Origin of the sequence: Pseudomonas sp. BC42 (assembly GCF_021560055.1) — a bacterium.
Classification (GTDB): Bacteria; Pseudomonadota; Gammaproteobacteria; order Pseudomonadales; family Pseudomonadaceae; genus Aquipseudomonas.
The window spans coordinates 2893734-2913752 of record NZ_CP091067.1 but is presented as its reverse complement, the minus strand read 5'-3'; the positions used below and the strand labels follow the sequence as shown (position 1 = coordinate 2913752).

At 66.9% G+C, this 20019-nt stretch carries 17 protein-coding genes; 5 read left to right on the top strand and 12 right to left on the bottom strand.

Translation table 11 applies throughout. The annotated features are described in order from the left end of the window. Positions 1–158 precede the first annotated feature (158 nt). The gene (mhpT, locus tag L1O02_RS13470) at positions 159–1370 is read left to right on the top strand and encodes a 3-(3-hydroxy-phenyl)propionate transporter MhpT (protein ID WP_108545498.1); all 1212 of its coding nucleotides are present in this window, start codon (positions 159–161) and stop codon (positions 1368–1370) included. Between the two features lie 82 nt (positions 1371–1452). Here mhpT and L1O02_RS13465 read toward each other — a convergent pair whose 3' ends face one another. From L1O02_RS13465 to L1O02_RS13420, 10 genes are all read right to left on the bottom strand, one after another. After that, positions 1453–3840 carry a TonB-dependent receptor gene (locus tag L1O02_RS13465; protein ID WP_235760063.1) on the bottom strand — a complete coding sequence of 796 codons (2388 nt, stop codon included), beginning with the start codon at positions 3838–3840 and terminating at the stop codon, positions 1453–1455. A gap of 78 nt (positions 3841–3918) precedes the next feature. Then, positions 3919–4866 (bottom strand): FecR domain-containing protein, encoded by a 948-nt coding sequence (locus tag L1O02_RS13460; RefSeq protein WP_235760062.1) that lies wholly within the window; start codon positions 4864–4866, stop codon positions 3919–3921. Beyond that, positions 4863–5372, bottom strand: coding sequence for a sigma-70 family RNA polymerase sigma factor (locus L1O02_RS13455; RefSeq protein WP_060843894.1), 510 nt, complete (start codon positions 5370–5372; stop codon positions 4863–4865). The genes L1O02_RS13460 and L1O02_RS13455 overlap by 4 nt, the downstream gene beginning before the upstream one ends. Positions 5373–5558: 186 nt before the next feature. Then, complete coding sequence (locus L1O02_RS13450; protein ID WP_060839792.1) at positions 5559–7169, bottom strand: gamma-glutamyltransferase family protein; 1611 nt, start codon at positions 7167–7169, stop codon at positions 5559–5561. Between the two features lie 36 nt (positions 7170–7205). After that, positions 7206–7985, bottom strand: coding sequence for an amino acid ABC transporter ATP-binding protein (locus L1O02_RS13445; protein ID WP_207166065.1), 780 nt, complete (start codon positions 7983–7985; stop codon positions 7206–7208). Between the two features lie 2 nt (positions 7986–7987). Continuing rightward, positions 7988–8761 carry an amino acid ABC transporter permease gene (locus L1O02_RS13440; RefSeq protein WP_060839794.1) on the bottom strand — a complete coding sequence of 258 codons (774 nt, stop codon included), beginning with the start codon at positions 8759–8761 and terminating at the stop codon, positions 7988–7990. 12 nt (positions 8762–8773) lie between these two features. Then, positions 8774–9580 (bottom strand): ABC transporter substrate-binding protein, encoded by an 807-nt coding sequence (locus tag L1O02_RS13435; protein WP_235760061.1) that lies wholly within the window; start codon positions 9578–9580, stop codon positions 8774–8776. A 75-nt stretch (positions 9581–9655) separates the two neighbouring features. Further along, on the bottom strand, positions 9656–10324 hold the full coding sequence (locus L1O02_RS13430) for a GntR family transcriptional regulator (protein ID WP_060839795.1): 669 nt from the start codon (positions 10322–10324) through the stop codon (positions 9656–9658). Positions 10325–10594: 270 nt separating this feature from the next. Next, positions 10595–11602 (bottom strand): NAD(P)-dependent alcohol dehydrogenase, encoded by a 1008-nt coding sequence (locus tag L1O02_RS13425; protein WP_060839796.1) that lies wholly within the window; start codon positions 11600–11602, stop codon positions 10595–10597. Positions 11603–11815: 213 nt separating this feature from the next. Then, positions 11816–12775, bottom strand: coding sequence for a GNAT family N-acetyltransferase (locus tag L1O02_RS13420; protein ID WP_235760060.1), 960 nt, complete (start codon positions 12773–12775; stop codon positions 11816–11818). Between the two features lie 168 nt (positions 12776–12943). Between L1O02_RS13420 and L1O02_RS13415 the strand changes: the two genes are divergently transcribed. The 4 genes from L1O02_RS13415 (at position 12944) to L1O02_RS13400 (ending at position 18063) form a co-directional block, all read left to right on the top strand. Beyond that, a complete protein-coding gene (locus L1O02_RS13415; RefSeq protein WP_102863112.1) occupies positions 12944–13453 on the top strand; it encodes a sigma-70 family RNA polymerase sigma factor in 510 nt (169 codons plus the stop codon). Further along, positions 13450–14433: a DUF4880 domain-containing protein gene (locus tag L1O02_RS13410; RefSeq protein WP_235760059.1), complete on the top strand. Its 984-nt coding sequence runs from the start codon at positions 13450–13452 to the stop codon at positions 14431–14433. The genes L1O02_RS13415 and L1O02_RS13410 overlap by 4 nt, the downstream gene beginning before the upstream one ends. A gap of 114 nt (positions 14434–14547) precedes the next feature. Further along, positions 14548–16953, top strand: coding sequence for a TonB-dependent siderophore receptor (locus L1O02_RS13405; RefSeq protein ID WP_108545504.1), 2406 nt, complete (start codon positions 14548–14550; stop codon positions 16951–16953). Positions 16954–17121: 168 nt separating this feature from the next. Beyond that, positions 17122–18063 (top strand): alpha/beta hydrolase, encoded by a 942-nt coding sequence (locus tag L1O02_RS13400; protein WP_108545505.1) that lies wholly within the window; start codon positions 17122–17124, stop codon positions 18061–18063. 193 nt (positions 18064–18256) lie between these two features. Here L1O02_RS13400 and L1O02_RS13395 read toward each other — a convergent pair whose 3' ends face one another. After that, positions 18257–19690, bottom strand: a complete 1434-nt coding sequence (locus L1O02_RS13395) for an isochorismate synthase (protein WP_108545506.1) — start codon at positions 19688–19690, stop codon at positions 18257–18259. Continuing rightward, the gene (locus L1O02_RS13390) at positions 19683–20006 is read right to left on the bottom strand and encodes an isochorismate lyase (protein WP_235760058.1); all 324 of its coding nucleotides are present in this window, start codon (positions 20004–20006) and stop codon (positions 19683–19685) included. Before L1O02_RS13390 ends, L1O02_RS13395 begins: the two co-directional genes overlap by 8 nt. Positions 20007–20019: the final 13 nt, after the last annotated feature.

The window sequence follows — 20019 nt, the reverse complement described above, 5'->3', positions numbered from 1 at the left end:
CTGATTTAAATGGATTTATTTGCATTTATTGGCCTAAATCAAGGCGCTGTTCATTTTTTAGTTATCTTTGTTATCTTAATCGCCAGCCACCAGCGCCGGCGCATTCAGGCCCGGCGTCCGACTGGCCACCACAACAAAAACAACAATGAGGTTTGCCCATGGACAGTCCATCGCGTCGTTCGACGCTGACCATCGCTTTGTGCTTTATCGTTGCGCTGATCGAGGGGTTCGATCTGCAGGCGGCCGGCACCGCCGCCGCCGGATTGCGCCAGAGCTTCGCCCTGGATCCGAAGATGATGGGCTGGGTGTTCAGCGCCGGGATCATCGGCCTGCTGCCCGGGGCGTTCTTCGGCGGCTGGGTCGCCGACCGTATCGGGCGCAAGAAGATCCTGGTCGGCGCGGTGCTGCTGTTCGGCCTGTTCTCGCTGTGCACGGCCTACGTCGAGAGCTATTCGAGCCTGCTGCTGGTGCGCTTCATGACCGGCCTCGGCCTCGGCGCGGCGCTGCCCAACCTGATCGCCCTGTGCGCCGAAGCGGTGAGCGAACGCCACCGGGGCACGGCCATCAGCGTCATGTACTGCGGCGTGCCCCTGGGTGGCGCGCTGGCGGCGGTGGTGGCGATGTTCTCCAGCGAACATTGGCAGACCACCTTCATCATCGGCGGCCTGGCGCCGCTGCTGGTGGTGCCGCTGATGGCCGGGTTGCTGCCCGAATCCAGTGCCTTTCGCCAACACACCGCCAGTGCCGGCACCCAGCGCGCCTCCACCGCCCAGGCGCTGTTCGGCGCAGGTCGCGCGCGCACCACGCTGGCCCTGTGGCTCAGCTACTTCTTCACCCTGACCGTGATGTACATGCTGCTCAACTGGCTGCCCTCGCTGCTGCTCGAACAGGGCTTCAGCAAACCCCAGGCGGGCCTGGTGCAGATGCTGTTCAACATCGGCGGCGCCCTCGGCTCGCTGCTCGGCGGCCTGCTGCTGGACCGCTGCAACGGGCTCAAGGTGGTGCTGTTCGTGTACGCCGGGTTGCTGGCGGCGCTGGCCGGGGTCGGGCTGTCACAGGGCATTGCGCCCATGGCCCTGGCCGGATTTGCCGCGGGGCTGTTCGTGATGGCCGCACAGTTGGTGCTCTACGCGCTGGCACCGCCCTCCTACCCGACCGCGGTGCGTGCCACCGGCGTGGGCGCTGCCGTGGCCATCGGCCGCCTGGGCTCGGTGGCCGGGCCCCTGGCCGCCGGGCAGATCCTCGCCGCCGGCGCCGGCACCGCCGGGGTTTTGCTGGCCACCTCGCCAGGGCTGGTCATCGCTGCGCTGTCGATCCTCACGGTCATCGCCCGGGCCAACGCCACGCCGGAGCTCAAGCCTGCGCATTGAACCTTGCACAGGGCGGTTACCGGGCTCCCGGTAACCGCGCCAACAAGCTTGGCCCGCGACTGCGCACTGTTCGAGGACGGCCCTAGAATCCCACCGTCGCCGACACCAGCCAGGTGCGCGGCGTCGACAAGGTCAACCCCGCCGCGCTGTCGGACGAGCTTGCGGCCGAGGCCCAGTAGGCGGTGTTGAGCACGTTCTCGACACTGGCGCGCAGGGTGATCGGTTTCTTGCCCAGCTCGAAGGCATAGCGCGCCCCCAGGTCATAGCGCTCCCAGCCGGGGATTTTCTGCTGGTTGGCCGGGTCCAGGTATTGCGAGCTGGAGTGAATCGCCCGCGCGGTCAGGGTCAGGCCGCGCAGGCTGTCGATGTCCCATTCGGCGCCAAGGTTGGCGTTGACCACCGGCGAGCCGGTGCCGCGATTGCCGTCATAAAGGCCCTGGCCGGTTTCGGTCTGCACGCTGTCTAGCAGCATCAGCCCGCCCAGCAGGCGCACGCCGTCATGGGGCTCGCCGAAGACATTCAACTCCAGGCCCTGGTTGCGCAACTGACCATCGGGCTTGTAGTTGTTGTTCTCGTCGTAGACATAGGACGGCTGCTGGATGCGAAACAGGCTGGCGCTCATGCCGAAACGGCCCAGGTCGTACTTGGCGCCGACCTCCACCTGTTTGCTGCGATACGGGGCGAACACTTGGTTGGCATTGGTGGCGGTGGTCGGGGCGGTTGCGCCCTGGCTCAGGCCTTCCATGTAGTTGCTGTACAGCGACAGCTGATCGGTGACCTTGACCACCAGGCCCAGGGCCGGGGACAGGGCCTTCTCGTCATTCACCGGTTCTTCGCGCACGCCATCGCTCCAGGTGCTGACCTGGACCCGCTGCAAGCGTGCGCCCAGGGTCAGCAGCACCCGGTCCTCGGCAAGGCTCAAGGTGTCGGCCAGGGCCAGGCTGGTGAAGCGGTTTTGCGTGTGGGTGCTGGTGTCGAGGCGATTGGGACGCCCGGGCAACGGCAGCTCCACCGGTCGGTAGAGGTTGCTGACACCGCGCGGGTAGCGCTCGCCGGCGTTGTCGAAATCCATGTTGAAGCGGTTCAGGCTCAGGTTCACGCTGTGCCCGACAGGCCCGGTCTGAAACCCGCTGCGCAGGCCGATGACGGCGGTCTTGACGTCCTCGTCGCGACGGAAGGTGCGCGGGGTCACGGTGAAGTCGCCGGCGCTGTTGGTCACCTGCACCGCATGGCGCAGAAAGTCGTAGTTGCCTTTGCGCGCCCCCAGGGCGGCGTACACCATCAATGAATCGCTGAGGTCATACTCGCCACGCAGCGCGCCGAAGCTGTCCTTGGAATGGGCATAGGTCCAGGACTGGGCGATGTTGTGGCGGATGTCTTCGGCCTTGGGCATTTTCGCCGTGGCCGCCACTTCGACCCGCTCGATCGGCGCGTCGGCGTGACGTTCCTGGTGCCCCAGGTCCAGGGACAGGCGCAGCCGCTCATCACGCAGGTCGAGGCCGATGACTCCGGTTTCGCGCTGGAGCTGCTGGTGGTCCCACTCGGTGTCGCCGGACTGGCGCACACCATTGAAACGCAGGCCGAAGCGGTTGCCCTCGCCAAAGCGCCGGCCGATGTCCACCGCGCCACCGGTCTGCCCGGCGGACGCATAGAGCGCGGTGAACTCGGTCAGGGGGCTGTCCGCGGCGCGCTTGGGCTCGATGTTGATGCCGCCGCCGACGCTGCCCCGGGGCGCAATCCCGCCCAGCAGCATGCCCGGCCCCTTGAGCACATCCAGGCGCCCGACCATTTCCATGTCGATGGCGTAGGTCGGCAGGATCCCGTACAGGCCGCCGTAGGACACGTCACTGTTGAACAGGCTGAAGCCGCGCACCGAGAACTGCTCGAAACGCCCGCTGGCCGGGTTGGTGGTGCGGACCGAGGGGTCGCTGGCCACGGCGTCGCCCAAGGTTCGCGCCTGCTGGTTCTTCAGCGCCTCGGCGGTGTAGGACGTGAGGTTGAACGGGGTGTCCATGAAATCGCGGTCGCCGAGCAGGCCCTGGCCGCCCTTGCGATCCACCTGGCCCCCGGCATAGGGCTCGCCGCTGACAGGGAGATCGCTGCCGAGAATCGAGGTGGCGGGCAGCGCCAGGCCGCCGTCCTCGGGGACCGGCGCCAGGGTGTAGGCCTGTTCACCCACCGCGTGCAACTGCAGGCCCGAACCCTGCAGCAGCCGGGCAAAGCCCTCCTGCACCGCGAACTCACCGGAAAGCCCGGGGCTGCTGCGCCCTTCGACCAGCCGCGGGTCCACCGCCAGATCGACTCCGGACAGCCCGGCAAAGCGGGTCAGGACAGCGCCCAGGCTGCCGGCCGGCACCTGGTAGCTGCGGCGGCCACCCTCCTCGGCCCAGCTCAAGGGAACCAGCAACGGGCTGGCGCTCAGGCTCAGCAGCAGACTCAGACGCAACAAGGGACGCACAGCAGCAGGCATGACGCAGGGCATTGAAGAGGCTCTCTTTTTTGTTCACTTACCTGCAATGACAGGCACCTGGAAAAAAGGGGACAGCCCTCAAGCGAGTTTTTTACGCGAACGCAGCGTGACCCAGAAACGCGTCCGCGCCTGCACCTCCAGCGGCAGGCTGGCGGCCAGCAAGGCCAGCACCCGGTCGGTGTCCTCGACACGGAAACTGCCGGTGACCCGCAGCGCCTCCAACTCCGGGTCCCAGCGCAACACGCCGCGGCGGTAACGACTCAACTCGCGCAAAAAATCCCCCAGCGGCTGGTCCTGGGCCAGCAACACCCCTTCGCGCCAACCGGGTATCGCGCTGTCGAAGACCTGCGGCAACCCGGCGCCGGAAGCCTGCAGACTGACCTGCTGCCCGCCGTGCAGGGTCAGGGCCGGCCCCTGCAAGGGCTGCACCTGGACCACGCCGCTGACCACCGAGACCCGACAGCCGAGGCGCTCCTGGCGCACGCAGACTTCGCTCTGGCTGACCCGCACCCGGCCGAAGTCGGTGTACAGGGTCAGGGCCGAATGGCCCGGCACCTTGAGCGCGATCTCGCCCTGCACCAGGGTCAGGCGGCGCGCCGCCAGGTCCAGGTCCAGCGCCGTGGCGGTATTGAGTTGCAGGAAACTGCCATCGGCCAGGGACAGCTGCCTGCGCTCGCCGGTGGCGGTGTGCAGGTCGGCGCGCCACGCCTCCAGGGGCAATTGCCGGCTCAGCCACCAGGCGCTCGGCACCAGCAGCGCCACCCCCAGGCCGCGCTTGAGCAGGGCCCGACGTCCCACTTGTGGGCGGTCGAGGCTGGCCAGGGCCAGGGCCGGGGGCAGCTCGGCGAAACGTTGGCGCAACAGTTGGGCTTTCTGCCAGGCCTGTTCGTGGCTGGCGCAGCGCTCGCGCCATTGTTGCAGGCCCTGCTGGTCGCTCTCGCTGGCGCTGCCGGACTCCAGCAAGGCCAGCCAGCGCGCCGCGGCGCGGGCGACCTGACGCGGATCGCTGCCGGTGGACGAGGTCACAGCTCCACCAGCAGACAGTGTTCGTAGGCTTGGGCCATGTAGCGCTTGACCGTGCGCTCGCTCACCCGCAGGCGCTCGGCAATCTCGCGGTAACCCAGGCCTTCCAGCTGGCTCCAGAGAAACGCCCGGCGCACCGGATGGGGCAGGCCATCGAGCAGCTCGTCCAGCGCCTGCAGCGCTTGCAGGACAATCCAGCGCTGTTCGGGCGAAGGCACGCAGGCCTCGGGCAGGGTCGCCAGGGCGTTGAGGTAGGCCTGTTCGAGGCTGCGCCGCTGATGGAAGTTGATCAGCAAGCGCTTGCCCACGGTCAGCAGGTAGGCCCGCGGCTCCTGCAACTGGGCCAGGGGCTGGGCGCTGCCGAGCACCCGCAGGAAGGTGTCCTGGCTCAGGTCGGCGGCATCCCAGGCGTTGCCCAGGCGTCGCCGCAGCCAGCTTTCAAGCCAACTGCGGTGCTCACGGTACAGGTTGTCGAAGGTGTGCTCCGTTGGCAGTACGGCGTCATTCATGGCAAGGGCACCCGGCGTGGCACGTTAAATCAAATGAGACTCATTCTATTTAATATCGCTCGCCGGCACACCTTCTTTCGTTGCCCTGGTCCTGGCGTGCCCCGCCCCGCTCATGCCCCATCGGCGCACTGGCCAGGTTCAGACCGGCGCCGCGCAGCCGCCTGGCAGTCCCCACGCCACAGCCGGCTACCACAGCGCAATATGGGAGTCCGCCCGGGGCTCGGTGCCGCCACAGAACACGCCGCTGACCGGGTCGCGCAGGATGATCTGGCCGCGTCCGTAGTTGAGCGAGTCGTGGGCGATCTGCACCTGATGGCCGCGCCGGGCCAGGGCGTTGGCCAGATCGCCCGAGGCGCCCTGCTCGATGCCCACGCGCATGTCCCCCAGCCATTGCCAGCGCGGCGCATCCAGTGCGGCCTGCGGGTTGAGGCCGAAATCCACCAGGTTCATGACCATCTGCACATGGCCCTGGGGCTGCATGTAGCCGCCCATCACACCGAACGGCCCGAGGGGCACACCGGCCTGGCTGAGAAAGCCCGGGATGATGGTGTGGAAGGTCTTCTTGCCCGGCGCCAGGGCGTTGGCGTGCGCCGGGTCGAGGCTGAATTCCTGGCCGCGGTTCTGCAGGGCGATGCCGCTGTCCGGCAGCACCACCCCGGAGCCGAAGCCGTGATAGTTGCTCTGGATGAACGACACCATGTTGCCCTCGGCATCCGCCGTGGCCAGGTACACCGTACCGCTGGCATGGGGGTCGCCGGGTTTGGGCGGTTGCGCCTGTTCGGCGATCTGCCCCCGCCGCCGGGCGCTGTAGGCGTCGCTGAGCAGATCGGCCACCGCCACGCGCATGTGCGCCGGGTCGGTGATGTGGTGCAGGCCGTCGCTGTAGGCCAGCTTCATCGCCTCCAGCTGGCGGTGCCAGGTCTGCTGGCTGTCACGCTGGTCGAAGTCGAAGCCTTCGAGGATCTTCAGCGCCATCAGCGCCACCAGCCCCTGGCCGCTGGGAGGGATCTCCCAGACCTGATAGCCGCGGTAATCGACCTTGATCGGTTGCACCCACTGCGCCCTGTAGCCCTCAAGGTCACTGGCCCGCAGGTAGCCGCCGGTGGCCCGGGAATGGGCGTCCAGGCGCTGGGCCAGTTCGCCGCGGTAGAAGCTCTCGCAGAGGCTGGCTGCCAGTTCCTGCAGGGTCCGCGCCTGGGCCGGGTTGCGAAACACCTCCCCGGCCCGGGGCGCGCGGCCGTCGATCAGGAAGGTGTCGAACCAGGGTTGCAGCAGCGGGTCGCGGTGGGGAGCGAACTCCTCCAGAGCGATCTGCCATTGCCGGGCGACCACCGGCGACAGGGGGAAACCGTCCCGGGCCAGTTCAATGGCCGGTTGCAGCAACTGGGCAAAGGGCAGCTTGCCGAAGCGCCGGGACAGTTCGGCCCAGGCCGAGGGGCAGCCCGGCACGGTGACCGGGGTCCAGCCATACAGCGGCATCTGCGCGTGCCCGGCGGCCCGCACTGCCTCGATGCTCAGGGCGGCCGGGGCCTGGCCGTTGGCACTCAGGCCATGCAACTGGCCCTGGGTCCAGACCAGGGCAAAGGCGTCGCCCCCCAGGCCGCAGCCCGTGGGTTCGACCACTGTCAGCACTGCGGCGCTGGCAATCGCGGCGTCGATGGCATTGCCACCGCCACGCATGATCTCGATCCCGGCCTCGGCGGCCAGGGGCTGGGACGCGGCGACCATGCCGCGACGGGCATACACGCTCTGGCGTTGTGAGGCGTAGGGGTACTCATGGGCAGAAAAATTCAGCATGGCAAAGGCTCGTGCAAGGGTTGAGGCCGCAAAAAATCACAGCACACGGCTGAGAAAGGCTTGGGTCCGCGGGTGGCTGGGGCGGCTGAAGATCTGTTCCGGCGGCCCCTGCTCGATCAGCTCGCCCTGGTCGAGCACCACCACTCGGTCGGCCACCTCCCGGGCAAAGCCCATCTCGTGGGTGACCACCACCATGGTCATGCCCTCTTGCGCCAGCTGCTTCATCACCTGCAGCACCTCGCCCACGGTTTCCGGGTCCAGGGCGCTGGTGGGCTCGTCGAAGAGCATGGCCTGGGGTTTCATCGCCAGGGCCCGGGCGATGGCCACCCGTTGCTGCTGGCCGCCGGACAGCATCGACGGGTAGTGCCCGGCCTTGTCCGCCAGGCCGACCCGGGCGAGCAAGGCCTGGGCCTGCTCCACCGCTTCGGCCCGGGGCACGCCGAGGACCTGGATCGGCGCCTCGATGATGTTTTCCAGGGCCGTCATGTGGGGAAACAGGTTGAAGCGCTGGAACACCATGCCGATGTCCCGGCGCTGGCGGGCGATGTTGCGCTCGCTATCGCGCACCAGGCTGCCGTCGGCGCGCTCGCGATAGCCCATGGCCCGGCCGTTGACCCGGATCAGCCCGGACTGGATCTGCTCCAGCAGATTGATGCAGCGGATGAAGGTGGTCTTGCCCGAGCCCGAGGCGCCGATCAGCACCACCACTTCACCGCGGCGTACCGACAGGGAAATGCCCTTGAGGATCTGCAGGGCGCCGAACGACTTGTGCAGGTCCCGGGCCTCGATGATCAAGTCTTCACTCTGGTGTGCCATGTTCAACGTCCCCGCAGCAATTTGAAGGTGTGGCGCCCGAACATCCGGTGGCCGGCGGCCGGCGGCGCGGGTCGGTCACTCTGGCCGAAACGCTTTTCCAGCCAGCGCTGGAAGAAGCCCCACAGGGTGGTCAGCAGCAGGAAGTAGAGGGCCACCACCAGGTACAGCTCGAACACCCGGAAGGTCGCCGAAGTGACCATCTGCGTGCTCAGCAGCAGCTCCTGCACGCCGATCACGCTGACCAGGGTGGTGTTCTTGAGCATCACGTTGAACTCGTTGCCCAGGGGCGGAACGATCACCCGGAACGCCTGGGGCAGGACGATGCGCCGCATCAGTTTGGCGAAGGTCATGCCCAGGCAGCGCCCGGCCTCGTACTGGCCCTTGTCCACGGCGCCGATCCCGGCGCGGATGATCTCCGCCATGTAGGCGCCTTCGTTGAGGCCCAGGGCGATGATCGCCGCCTGGATGTTGCCCGGCACCACCAGGCCGAACAGTTGCAGGTCCTCGAAGCGAAAGATCCCGCCAGCCGCCAGGGCGGTGTAGAGAAAGACGATCTGCACCAGCAACGGCGTGCCGCGCATCAGCCACACGTAAAAACGTACCGGCAGGTGCAGCAAGGGGTTGCGCGACAGGCGCAGCAGCGCCGCCGCCAGCCCCAGGACACAGCCCAGCGCCATGCCCAGGACACTGATCACGCACGTCAGCCAGAGCCCGGTGAGGTACACCCCGCTGGGTTGCAGCAGGTACTGCCAGAACACATCCCAATTGAAATTCATCGCGGCGCTGCCTCAGTTCAGGGTGTCGCTGCTGACCTGCCACTGGCTCAGCAACCGGGCATAGCTGCCGTCGCTGCGCATGTCGCTGATGATCTGCTGCACCGCGGCGCTCAACTGCGCATCGTCCTTGCGGATGCCCAGGCCGGTGAGGATCCGGCTGAAGGCCGGCACCCCTTCCTGAAACAGGTCCGGGGCCATGGCGGCGTAGTAGCCGGCGGTTTCCACGGTGGTGCCGTAGGCGTCCACCTGACGGATACGCAAGGCCTGGAAGGCATCGGTGTCGCTGTTGTAGACCACCAGTGTCATCGGTGCCTTGCCAGCCTGGGCGAGGCTGGCGTTGTGGGCGTCCAGCAGGGTCTTGATGGTCGAGCCATTGAGCACCGCAACCTTGCGCCCGGACAAATCATCCAGGCTCTTGATCGCCTTGGGGTTGCCCTTGGGCACCACCACCGACTGGCTGGAATACATGTAGTTGACGATGTCGATCACTTCGCGCCGTTCGGGCTTGTCGAACAGCTGGTCGACGATCATGTCGCACTGCCGGGCCAGCAGCGCCGGGAGCAACCCGGAGAACGGAATCACCCGCCATTGCACCTCCTTGTTGCCCAGGCGGCGGGCGATTTCCAGGCCCAGGTCGACGCTCAGCCCGCGGGGCTTCTGGGCTTGGTCGAAAGACACCAGGGGCGGTGAATCCATCCCCGAGCAATAGGTGAGCTTGTCGACCTGTTGCAGGCGCTCCGGCACCTGGGGCGCGGCGGCGGCCCACTGTGCACAGAGTCCCAGGGATACGGCCACCAGCAAGGCGCGGCGTTTATGCATGACCAGACACTCCACTTCGTTGAACAACGGGGGCAGGATTCAAAGTCAACACAAGGGGCGGGCTCGGGCCCGCTTCTATTGTTCCGTTTGCAGAAACTGGATCAGCGCCGGCACCGTGCCCTCGATGTGCTCGCGCACCACCGCTTCGGCACGCTCGGCATCGCCGGCGCGAATCGCATCGAGGATCACCGCGTGCTCCTGGCGGGCGCTGAGGGGTTTTTCGCCGTGTTGCAGCCACAGGCGCATGGGCGCCTCCACCAGCGAATAGAGGGCCGAGATCTGCTTCATCAGCCGGGGCCGGCCGCTGAGGCTGCACAGGTATTCATGGAAGGCCCGATGGCGGCTGACCCACTCGGCGCTCTCGTCGCGGTAGTCGTCCATCTCGTCCAGCAGCCGTTCCAGGGCCGCCAGCTGGCGCTCGCCGATACGCCCCACCGCCACCCGCACCGCCAGGCCTTCGAGGGCGCTGCGCATCTCGAACACTTCGTGCAGCTCTTCGATGTCCAGGCCGCTGACCACCGCCCCGCGATTGGGCCGCAGGGTCACCAGGCCCTGGGCATCGAGGCGGCGAAAGGCTTCGCGCACCGGCATGCGGCTCATGCCGATCTCGCTGGCGATGTCCTCGGCGATCAGCCGGTCGCCCTTGCGGTAGCGGCCGCCGCAGATCGCCTCCAGGAGAAAGTTGTAGGCCTCCTCCTCGGCGGTCAGCGGCTGGCGGTCAACGTAGGCGGGAGCGAATTGCATAGAGGCACCTTTTGTATTTTTGTATCCAATTATCCATAGATACAAAAAAGCAGAATGCGTGCCAGCTTTGCGCAAGCGGACTCAAGTCATTGATTTGCCGAACCAGTGCTCGATGAGCAGGAAGGTGCCAGGAGCGCGGCCAAGGCCGGGCTGCTACGAAAACGCGCAGGCAGTGAGTCAAAGTGGGGCATACAGGTTGCGCCCGGTAACAAGCGCCATCGGGGCTGCGGCAACCCCCGGAGCCACCCGGGCGTTGCCGCGATCAACGCCTCAGAACGTCAGGCAGATTTTCCCCAGGTGCGCGCCCGAGGCTTCATGGGCGAAGGCCTTGGCGATCTCTGCCAGGGGGAAGGTGCTGTCGATCACCGGCTTGATGCCGGTGGCTTCCAGGCCACGGACCATCTCGATCTGCTGCTGGCGGCTGCCGACGATCAGGCCCTGCAGGCGTTGTTGCTTGGCCATCAGCGCCGCCGTCGGCACCGGGCCGGACCAGCCGGTGAGCACGCCGATCAGGGCGATATGCCCGCCGATGCGGCAGGCCGTGATCGACTGCGGCAAGGTGCCCGGGCCGCCGACTTCCACCACGTGATCGACGCCGCGCCCGCCGGTGAGCCTGAGCACTTCGTTGCCCCACTCAGGCTGGGTGCGGTAGTTGATGGTGTGGTCGGCCCCCAGTTCGCGGACCCTGGCCAGCTTGGCGTCCGAGGACGAGGTGGCAATCACCGTGGCGCCCATGGCCTTGGCCAGTTGCAGGGCGAAGATCGACACCCCGCCGGTGCCCAGCACCAGCACGGTGTCCCCGGCCTTGAGCGCGCCATCCACCACCAGCGCGCGCCAGGCGGTCAGGCCGGCGGTGGTCAGGGTCGCGGCTTCGGCGTGGCTGTAGCCTTGGGGCGCGTGGGTGAACCAGTGGCTGGGCTGGATCACCACTTCACGGGCGTAGCCGTCGACGCCATCGCCCGGGGTGGTGCTGAAATCGGCAATCGCCGGGCCGCCATCGTGCCAATGGGGGAAGAAGCAGGACACCACCGCATCGCCGACCTTGAACTCGCTGACGCCCTCGCCCACCGCTTCCACCACCCCGGCACCGTCGGCCATGGGAATCCGCCCATCGGCAGTCGGCAGCGCGCCGGTGACCACGGCGTAATCGTGGAAATTCAGGGAACAGGCATGCAGGCGCACGCGGATCTGCCCGGCGCCGGGTTGCCCGGGATCGGCCAGCTCCACGGTTTTCAGGTTGTCCAGGGATGCCGGCAGGCTGAGCTTGATGGCTTGCATGGAATGGGTCTCCACAGATCGATAATTGTCCAGGGGGCTAACCCTACCACCAATACCGGCGATCTGTAGCCGCTGCCGCAGGCTGCGAACGGCTGCGCAGGAGACGCAGGTTCTCAGTGCCGCTAGAGGCTCGGCTCGGGACTGCCAAGCAAGGCCCTGCGGGCCTTTGCGCAGCTTCGCGGGCTCAGCAGCGGCTACAACGCTCAGCGGGTTTCAACGCTCCCCCTCCCTGGCTCGCACAAAACACTGCTCGGTCACCGTCGCACCCCACTGTTCGCCCACCTGCTCCTGCGCCAATACGAAGCCGTGTTGCTCATACAGCGTGCGCGCCGCGTCCAGGCCCTTGAAGGTCCACAAGCGGGTGGCGGCAAAGCCCCACTGGTCGCAGAACGCCAGGGCCTCGCCCAGCAGTCGCCGGCCCAGCCCGCGACCGCGGGCAGCATCATCGAGGATGAAGCAACGCAGGATCGCCTCGCCGCCCTCGCCTTCCCCATCGATGGCGATGGACCCGACGATCCGCTCGCCCCGCAGCGCCACCCAGACCTGGTTGCGCGGGTTGTGCAAACGCCCCATCAGCTCGGCCATGTCCGCCGCCACCAGGCTTTCGAAGGGCTGACCGAAACCGGCCCGGGCGGCGTAGTAGCAGGCATGCATTTCGGCAATGCGGCCAATCACCCCCGGCCGGTAGCCACGGGCGATGGACCAGCACTCGGGCGGCTCGGGCGCCTCGCCCAGGCACACCGCACGCAATGCCCGGGCGTAGTCGGCGATGCCTGTCGAGGCGCAAAGCTGCTGGTCCGCGCTCAGGTGCGCCAGGGCCGCGGCCACCTGGGCCTGGGCAAAACGGTCGATGCCGGCCAGGGTCTGGCGTCCCTGGACGGTGAGGTGCAGCCGCTTCGAGCGGGCATCCTGCGCATCGGCCTGTTCGCTGAGCTCGCCCGCCTCCACCAGCTTGCGCACCAGCCGGCTGACGCTGGATTTCTCCAGGCCCAGCAGCGTCACTAGGTCACTGGCGGTCAAGGCATTGCCCTGGCCGATTTCCAGCAGCGCGTGCACCGCCGAGGGCGGGTAGTCGGTGGCGGCCAGGGTGCTGTGCATGAAGCCCAGCTCGCGAACCATCTGCCGGGAAGCTTGGCGCAATTGAGGGATGAAACCTGCGGATGGGCTCGACATAAGCGTGACCTCGTTCGTGGACTTTTTAGTTGTAGCTTACAACTATATAGCCGACAAGCCCGATGTGCTCGGGCCCTGGTCGGCAGCGATAAAAACTCGAGCACTCACTAATGAGAAGCATTACCATAAACACCCTTTTCGCCCGCCTCGGTCCCGGAACCTCTATCGATGGTGCCCAATTCTTCGCTACAGCACGCCGTGGGCGAGCTCTACGTCCAGCATCACAACTGGGTGGTGCAGTTGCTGCGGCGCAAGCTCGGCAACCAGGACCAGGCCCTGGACCTGGCGCAGGACACCTTCCTGCGCATTCTGCGCAGCGAGCAACTGCCGCTGTTGCGTGAACCCCGGGCCTACCTCAATACCGTGGCCAGCCGCCTGTGCGGCCAGTATTTCCGCCGCCAGGCCCTGGAGCGCGCCTACCTGGAATCCCTGGCGCAGCTGGAGCCACAGCACCAGCCTTCGCCGGAAACCCGCCTGCTGGTGCTCGAAGCCCTGGACGCCGTGGGCCAGGTACTGGATGGCCTGGGCGCCCGGGTGCGCGAAGTGTTCTTGCTGTCCCAGCTCGAAGGCCTGACCTACCCGCAGATTGCCGAGCGCCTGCAGCTCTCGGTCAACGTGGTGCAGAAAGCCATGCTCAAGGCCTACCGCCATTGCTACGCGGCGGTGTACCCGGGATGAACGCCTTCCAGCCGGTGGACGATCAGGGCGCCGTGGAACAGCAGGTCCTGGACCAGGCCCTGGAGTGGCTGGTGTTGCTGCAATCGGGCATCAGCAACCCCGAGCAGCAGGCCGCCTGCCTGGCCTGGCGCCGGGCCGAGCGGCAACACGAACTGGCCTGGCAACGCCTGGTCGGCATCGGCCAGGACCTGCGTGACAGCACCCGCAGCCTGCCCGCGCCCCGTGCCCGGCAGCTGCTGCAGGCCCGCAGCCACCCTGGGCGGCGCACCCTGCTCAAGGGCATCGTCGGCCTCGGCGTGGTGGCCGCCAGCAGTTGGAGCGTGCGTGAACGGCTGCTGTTGCCGCAGCTGTTCAGCGACTACCACACCAGCACCGGCGAGCGCCGCCAACTGCAACTGGCCACGGGCGCCAGCCTGCAACTGGACACCCGCACCAGCCTCGATCAGCAGCACAGCCCCCTGGGCCTGCAACTGCGGCTCAACACTGGCCGCCTGCTGTTGACCCTGGGCAACGCCGCGCCGCTGCGGATCGTCACCGCCGATGCGTGGATACTGCTGGCGCCCCAGTCGCAACTGATCCTCAGCGTCGGCTGGCCGGGCAGCCACGGCACCCGGGCACAGGTGCTCGCCGGCAGCGGCTCGCTCAGTAACGCCCAGCACCCCGCGCTGAGCCTGGGCGCGGGCCAGCAAGTGGAAATCAACCAGCAGCGGATCGGCGCCCTGACCACAGTGCCCGCCACCGCCAGTGCCTGGACCCAGGGCCTGCTGATCGCCGAGCGCCAGCCCCTGGGCGAGGTGATCGCCGAGCTCGACCGCTATCGCCCGGGCCTCTTGCGCTGCGCCGCCGAGGTCGCCGGGTTGCGCGTCTCCGGCTCGTTCTCCCTGGACCAGCCGGACGCCAGCCTCGACCTGTTGGCCAAGACCCTGCCGATTCGCATCCGGCGGGTGATGGGTTACTGGGCCACCGTGGAGGCCAGCTGATTTTTTCCGTTTTTTTCCGAAGCGGCGGCAGTTTTTTCAATCTCGTGCATCAAGACCAGGGAAGAAGCTGGAAAACAGCTCAGCGCCACCCTTCTCAACCCATGGATTTCCCTTATGCACATTCGCCTTACGCCCCTTGCCGCGGCCTTGCGCCCGGTGTTCATCGGCCTGTCCATCGCCAGCACCAGCCTGCCGCTGATGGCCGCCGAAGCCGGCGCCGCCGTGACCGACCGCCAGCAGCGCGACTACGCCATCGCCCCGGGCAACCTGGATCAGGTGCTGGGCGCCTTCGGCCAGCAATCGGCAAGCATGATCGCCATCGATGCCAGCCTCAGCGCCGGCAAGCGCAGCACCGGCCTCAATGGCCGCTTCAGCGTGGACGAAGGCCTGCAGCGCCTGCTCAAACCCCTGGGCCTGCAAGCCGTGGCCGAGGGCGCGGGCTATCGGGTGGTCCAGGCCAGCGGCGGTGAACGGGTCGAGCTGGGGGCGACCACGGTCAGCGCCAACCAGTTGGGCAGCGTTACCGAAGGCACCGGTTCCTATACCCCAGGCACCATCGCCACCGCCACCCGGCTGGTGCTGACCCCGCGGCAAACCCCGCAGTCGATCTCGGTGGTGACCCGCCAGGTGATGGATGACTTTGGCCTCACGGCAATAGACGACGTGATGCGCCACACGCCGGGTATCACCGTATCCACCTACGACAGCGAACGCACCAACTACTATTCCCGCGGTTTCTCCATCGTCAATTTCCAGTACGACGGCATCCCGACCCTGCGTGACGCCCAGTACTCGGCCGGCCAGACCATGACCGACATGGCGCTGTACGACCGCGTCGAAGTGCTCAAGGGCGCGACCGGCCTGCTGACCGGCGCCGGCGGTCCTGGCGGCACCATCAACCTGATCCGCAAGAAGCCCACGTCCGAGTTCAAGAGCAGCATCGAGCTCGGCGCCGGCTCCTGGGACAACTATCGCACCCAGATTGATGTCAGCGGGCCGCTGACCGACTCCGGCAACGTCCGCGGCCGGGCGGTGGCCGCCTACCAAGACAAGAAATCGTTTCTTGATCACTACCAGCGCAAGACCAATGTCTACTACGGCATCCTTGAATTCGACCTGTCACCGGACACCCTGCTGACCCTGGGTGCCGACTATCAGGACAGCGACCCGAAGGGCTCGAGCTGGACCGGCACACGTACCGTCTATGACCCGGACGGCAATTATCTGAACCTGCCTCGCTCGTTCAACAATGGTCCGAAGTGGAGCAGTTGGGAACAATACACCCGTACCGTGTTCGCCACCCTGGAGCACAACTTCGACAATGGCTGGGTCGCCAAGGCCCAGTACAACCACCAGATCAACGGCTATAACGCGCCCCTGGGCTACGTCTCCCAGGACACCGCTACCACCAGTTCGATCTACGCTCGCAAATACACTGGCGAAACCACCAGTGACAGCCTCGACGTCTATGCATCCGGACCTTTCGAACTCTTCGGTCGAGAACACCAGCTGGTAGTGGGCCAGTCCCTGTCGATCTCGGAATGGAAGGGCAAGGACTATTCCGACGCCACCTATTTCGACAACGCCTATGACTTCTACAACTGGCACGGCGAAGCCATCGAGCCCCTGTGGAACCAGCCGACCAAGATCAACGATGAAACCACGCGCCAGACCGGCACCTACATCACCGGCCGCTTCAGCCTGATGGACGACCTGTCGCTGCTGCTCGGCACCCGCGTCGCCAATTTCCAGGTCACCGGTACCAGCGACACCAAGGAGAGCGGCAAGGTAGTGCCCTATGCCGGCCTGGTCTACGACCTCCACGACAATGTCTCCGCCTACGCCAGCTACACCGAGATTTTCCAACCGCAAACCCAGTACCGTGACCGCACGCGCAAGATGCTCGAACCCAACGAAGGGAAAAACTACGAGATCGGGCTCAAGGGCGAGTTCTTCGACGGTCGCCTGAACTCCAGCCTCGCCTACTTCGAGGTACACGAGGAAAACCGTCCAATCGCCGACACCCTCTACAACTCCAATCCTGGGGTCGACTTCTCCTATATCGCCACCAAGACCAAGACCAAGGGCTACGAAGCGGAGATCTCCGGTGAGCTGCGTCCTGGCTGGCAATTGCAGGCCGGCTATACCCACAAGGTCAGCCGTGATGCCGACGGGGTGAAGGTGGCCACCTGGGAACCGCAAGATCAGCTCAGTTTCTATAGCAGCTACAAGCTCGGCGGCAGCCTCGACAAACTGACCCTGGGCGGTGGCGCCCGCTGGCAGGGTGAGGGCTGGCAAACGCTGTACAACCGTGGCAAGGACCGTTACGAAAAGTTCTCCCAGGACCCGTTCTGGCTAGTGGATCTGATGGCGCGCTACCAAGTCACCGACAACCTTTCGGCGACCCTGAACGTCAACAACCTGTTCGACAAGTCGTACTACACCAACATCGGTTTCTATGACTCGGCCTACTACGGTGACCCACGCAATGTGATGGTGACCACTCGCTGGGACTTCTAAGACCTAGTCCCCCAATCGGTGCACCCTGCCCAATCGGGCAGGGTCGGGCCGCTGACAATCACCTGGTATCGGGTAGCCCGATGCGGCGACCACGGCAGCAAAATCACTACAGCCATCCGCACACTTCTGTTAAAACTCCTGGCTGATCGTTCCGTGGTGAAACCTTCCATGTCCCCAACCCTGTCCCAGCGCCTGCGCCGTCGCTGGTTTTCCCTGCTGTGCCTGGCCGCGCTGGTCGGTGGCCTGCCGGTGAGCTGCGCGGTGCTCGAACACCAGGAGCGCAAGTTGGTGTTTCGCATCGAGCCGGGCACCGCCGGCTGGTATCGCGGCCTGCCGAGCACGGTGCAGGAGCTGGAACTCAAGCCGAAAAGCTTCAAGGCCGGGCAGAACCTCCACGCCTGGTGGTGGCCGGCCACGCGCGCCGACGCCCCGGCGATCCTCTACCTGCACGGGGTGCGCTGGAACCTTACCGGCCAGCTGTTTCGCATCGAGCAACTGCACGCCCTGGGCTACTCGGTGCTGGCCATCGACTACCGCGGCTTCGGCCAGAGCCACGGCGACCTGCCCTCGGAAAGCAGCGTGTATGAAGACGCGCGCATCGCCTGGGATCGGCTCAAGCTGCTGCAGCCCGACGCCCGCAAGCGCCTGATCTACGGCCATTCCCTGGGCGGCGCGGTGGCCATCGACCTGGCCGCCGAACTGGGGCGCACGGCCGCCGCCGAGAAAACCCCGATTGCCGCCCGCGGGCTGATCGTCGAGTCCACCTTCACCACCCTGGCCGATGCCGCCGCGGCGGTGACCAAGACCTCGCTGCCGGTGCGCTGGGTGCTGTCGCAGAAGTTCGACTCCGTCGACAAGATCCGCGACATCGGCATGCCACTGCTGGTGGTGCACGGCCTGAAAGACGACTACGTACCGCCGCGCCTGAGCCAGGAACTGTTCAAGGTCGCGCTGCAACCGAAAAAGCTGCTGCTGGTGCCCGGCGGCACCCACAACAACAGCATGAGCCTGGCGGGCAAGGACTACGCCCAGGCGATCAACGCCCTGCTGCGGGCCAAGCCGGCGTCCAGCATCGCCGGCCCGGCAGCGCTCACGGTGCCCACTGGCTGAACCTGCAGCCCAAGGCTCCAAGCACTCGGCAGGCAAGGCCCTGTGGGCCTTATCGCAGCTTCGCAGGCTCAGCAGCGGCTACAGGAAACCCTGTGTGTAGCCGCTGCCGCAGGCTGCGCAAGGCACCGAAGGGGCCTCGGCGCCCTCAGGATCGCTGCGAGCCTGCGGCTCGTTCGCAGCCTTCGGGCAGCGGCTACAAGGCGCTTTGTCCGCCGCTCACGGCCACGCTCGGCGAAGCCGCTGACGGGCGCAACGCCTCGCTAATGGTGCGCAGTTTCAGGCAGGTTTCCTGGTACTCACTCGCTGGGTCCGACTCGCCGACGATGCCGCAACCGGCGAACAGGTGCGCGCGGTTGCCGCGAATCAGGGCCGAGCGCAGGGCCACGGCAAACTCGCCATCGCCCTCGGCGTTCAGCCAGCCCACCGGCGCTGCGTACCAGCCACGGTCCAGTTGCTCGTGCTCGCGGATGTAGCCCAGCGCCTTGTCCCGTGGCAAACCGCCCACCGCCGGGGTCGGGTGCAGGGCCTGCACCACTTGCAGCAGGTCCACCTGGGGCCGCAAGCGTCCCAGCACCGGGGTCAGCAGGTGCTGGACGTGGGCCAGGCGGTGCAGCTGCGGCTGCGGCGGGATTTCCAGCATCGCGCAGTAGGGCTGCAGCGACTCGCGCAGGGTCTGCACCACCAGGGCGTGTTCGTGGCGGTCCTTGGCGCTGTCCAGCAGGGCCTGGCCCAGTTCCGCGTCCTGCTGTTCATGCAGGCCTCGGGCGCAGGTGCCGGCCAGGGCCACGGTGCTCAAGGTGCCCCGGGCCACCCGCACCAGGCGCTCGGGGGTGGCGCCCAAAAAGCAGCTGTCGCCACGGCTGAAGGCGAACAGGAAGGCCTGGGGATAGGCCGCCCCGAGGTTTTCCAGCAAGGGGCCGCAGGGGATGTTGCGGCTCGCCTGCAGACAGACTTCCCGGGCCAGCACCACTTTGCCCAACTCACCGCCCTGGATTCGCCCGATCGCCCGGGCCACGCAGTCCTGCCAGCGTTCGGCGGCCAGGGGCTCTGCCGTGGCCCGGATCCCGTCCGGCAACTGCGCCGCCGGGGCGTGCTGATAGCGCGCCAGCAGCAGGCTCCATTCCGCCTCCAGGGCCGCGGCGCACTGGGCCACATCGGCGCCGGGCTCGACCCACAGGCTGAACAGCCAGTGCTGCTGCTCGCCCTCGCCCAGCAACAGCAGGCGCGGCAGCACCAGGGAGGTGCTGGCAAACGACTGCCACTGGGCGCTGCGCGGCACCTGGGGATCAAAGGCGAACCCGCCACATAGGTACGCCTGGCGCGGCCCCACTTGATGGGCCCGCTCCAGCAACTGACGCCAGGCCCGGGTGCTGGCGCCGAAGCGTTCCCCCGCCGACGGGCTGATTTCCTCGGTGCAGCCGAAGCCCGCCAGGGCCAGCGCCCCCTGGTCGCTGGACCAGAACAGGCTCTGGCCGAACACCTGGCGGTTGGCGGCGAACAGCCGCAGCGGCTGCAGGCGCTCAGCGGCCTGACTGAACACCACCAGCACCGCCCGGCCCTCACGCCGGGCCCGGGCTTCACCTTGTTGCAGGGCCCGGGTCAATCCGCACAGGCACGACTCACTCATTGCCGGCTCCCTGCTGCAGCCCGTGCTGCAGGCGCCAGTGGCACACCTGCTGGGCGATGTTCCAGTGAATGATCTGGGTGAACAGCGGCACCACGAACATCGGGTCCAGGCCCGCCTGTTCGGCCCATTGCCGGCGTTGCGGGAGCATCGCCGCGACCCGCTCCGGGGCGGCGATGCTGTCCTCGGTCGGCTTGAACTGCGCCGCCGCCTTGACGTAGGCCAGGCGCTGGCCGAGGGCCTGGATGATCTGCCGGTCCATGGCGTCGATACCGCAGCGGACATCGTCCAGGCCGCTGCACTGCTCGGGGGTCTTCATGTGGAGGTCTACC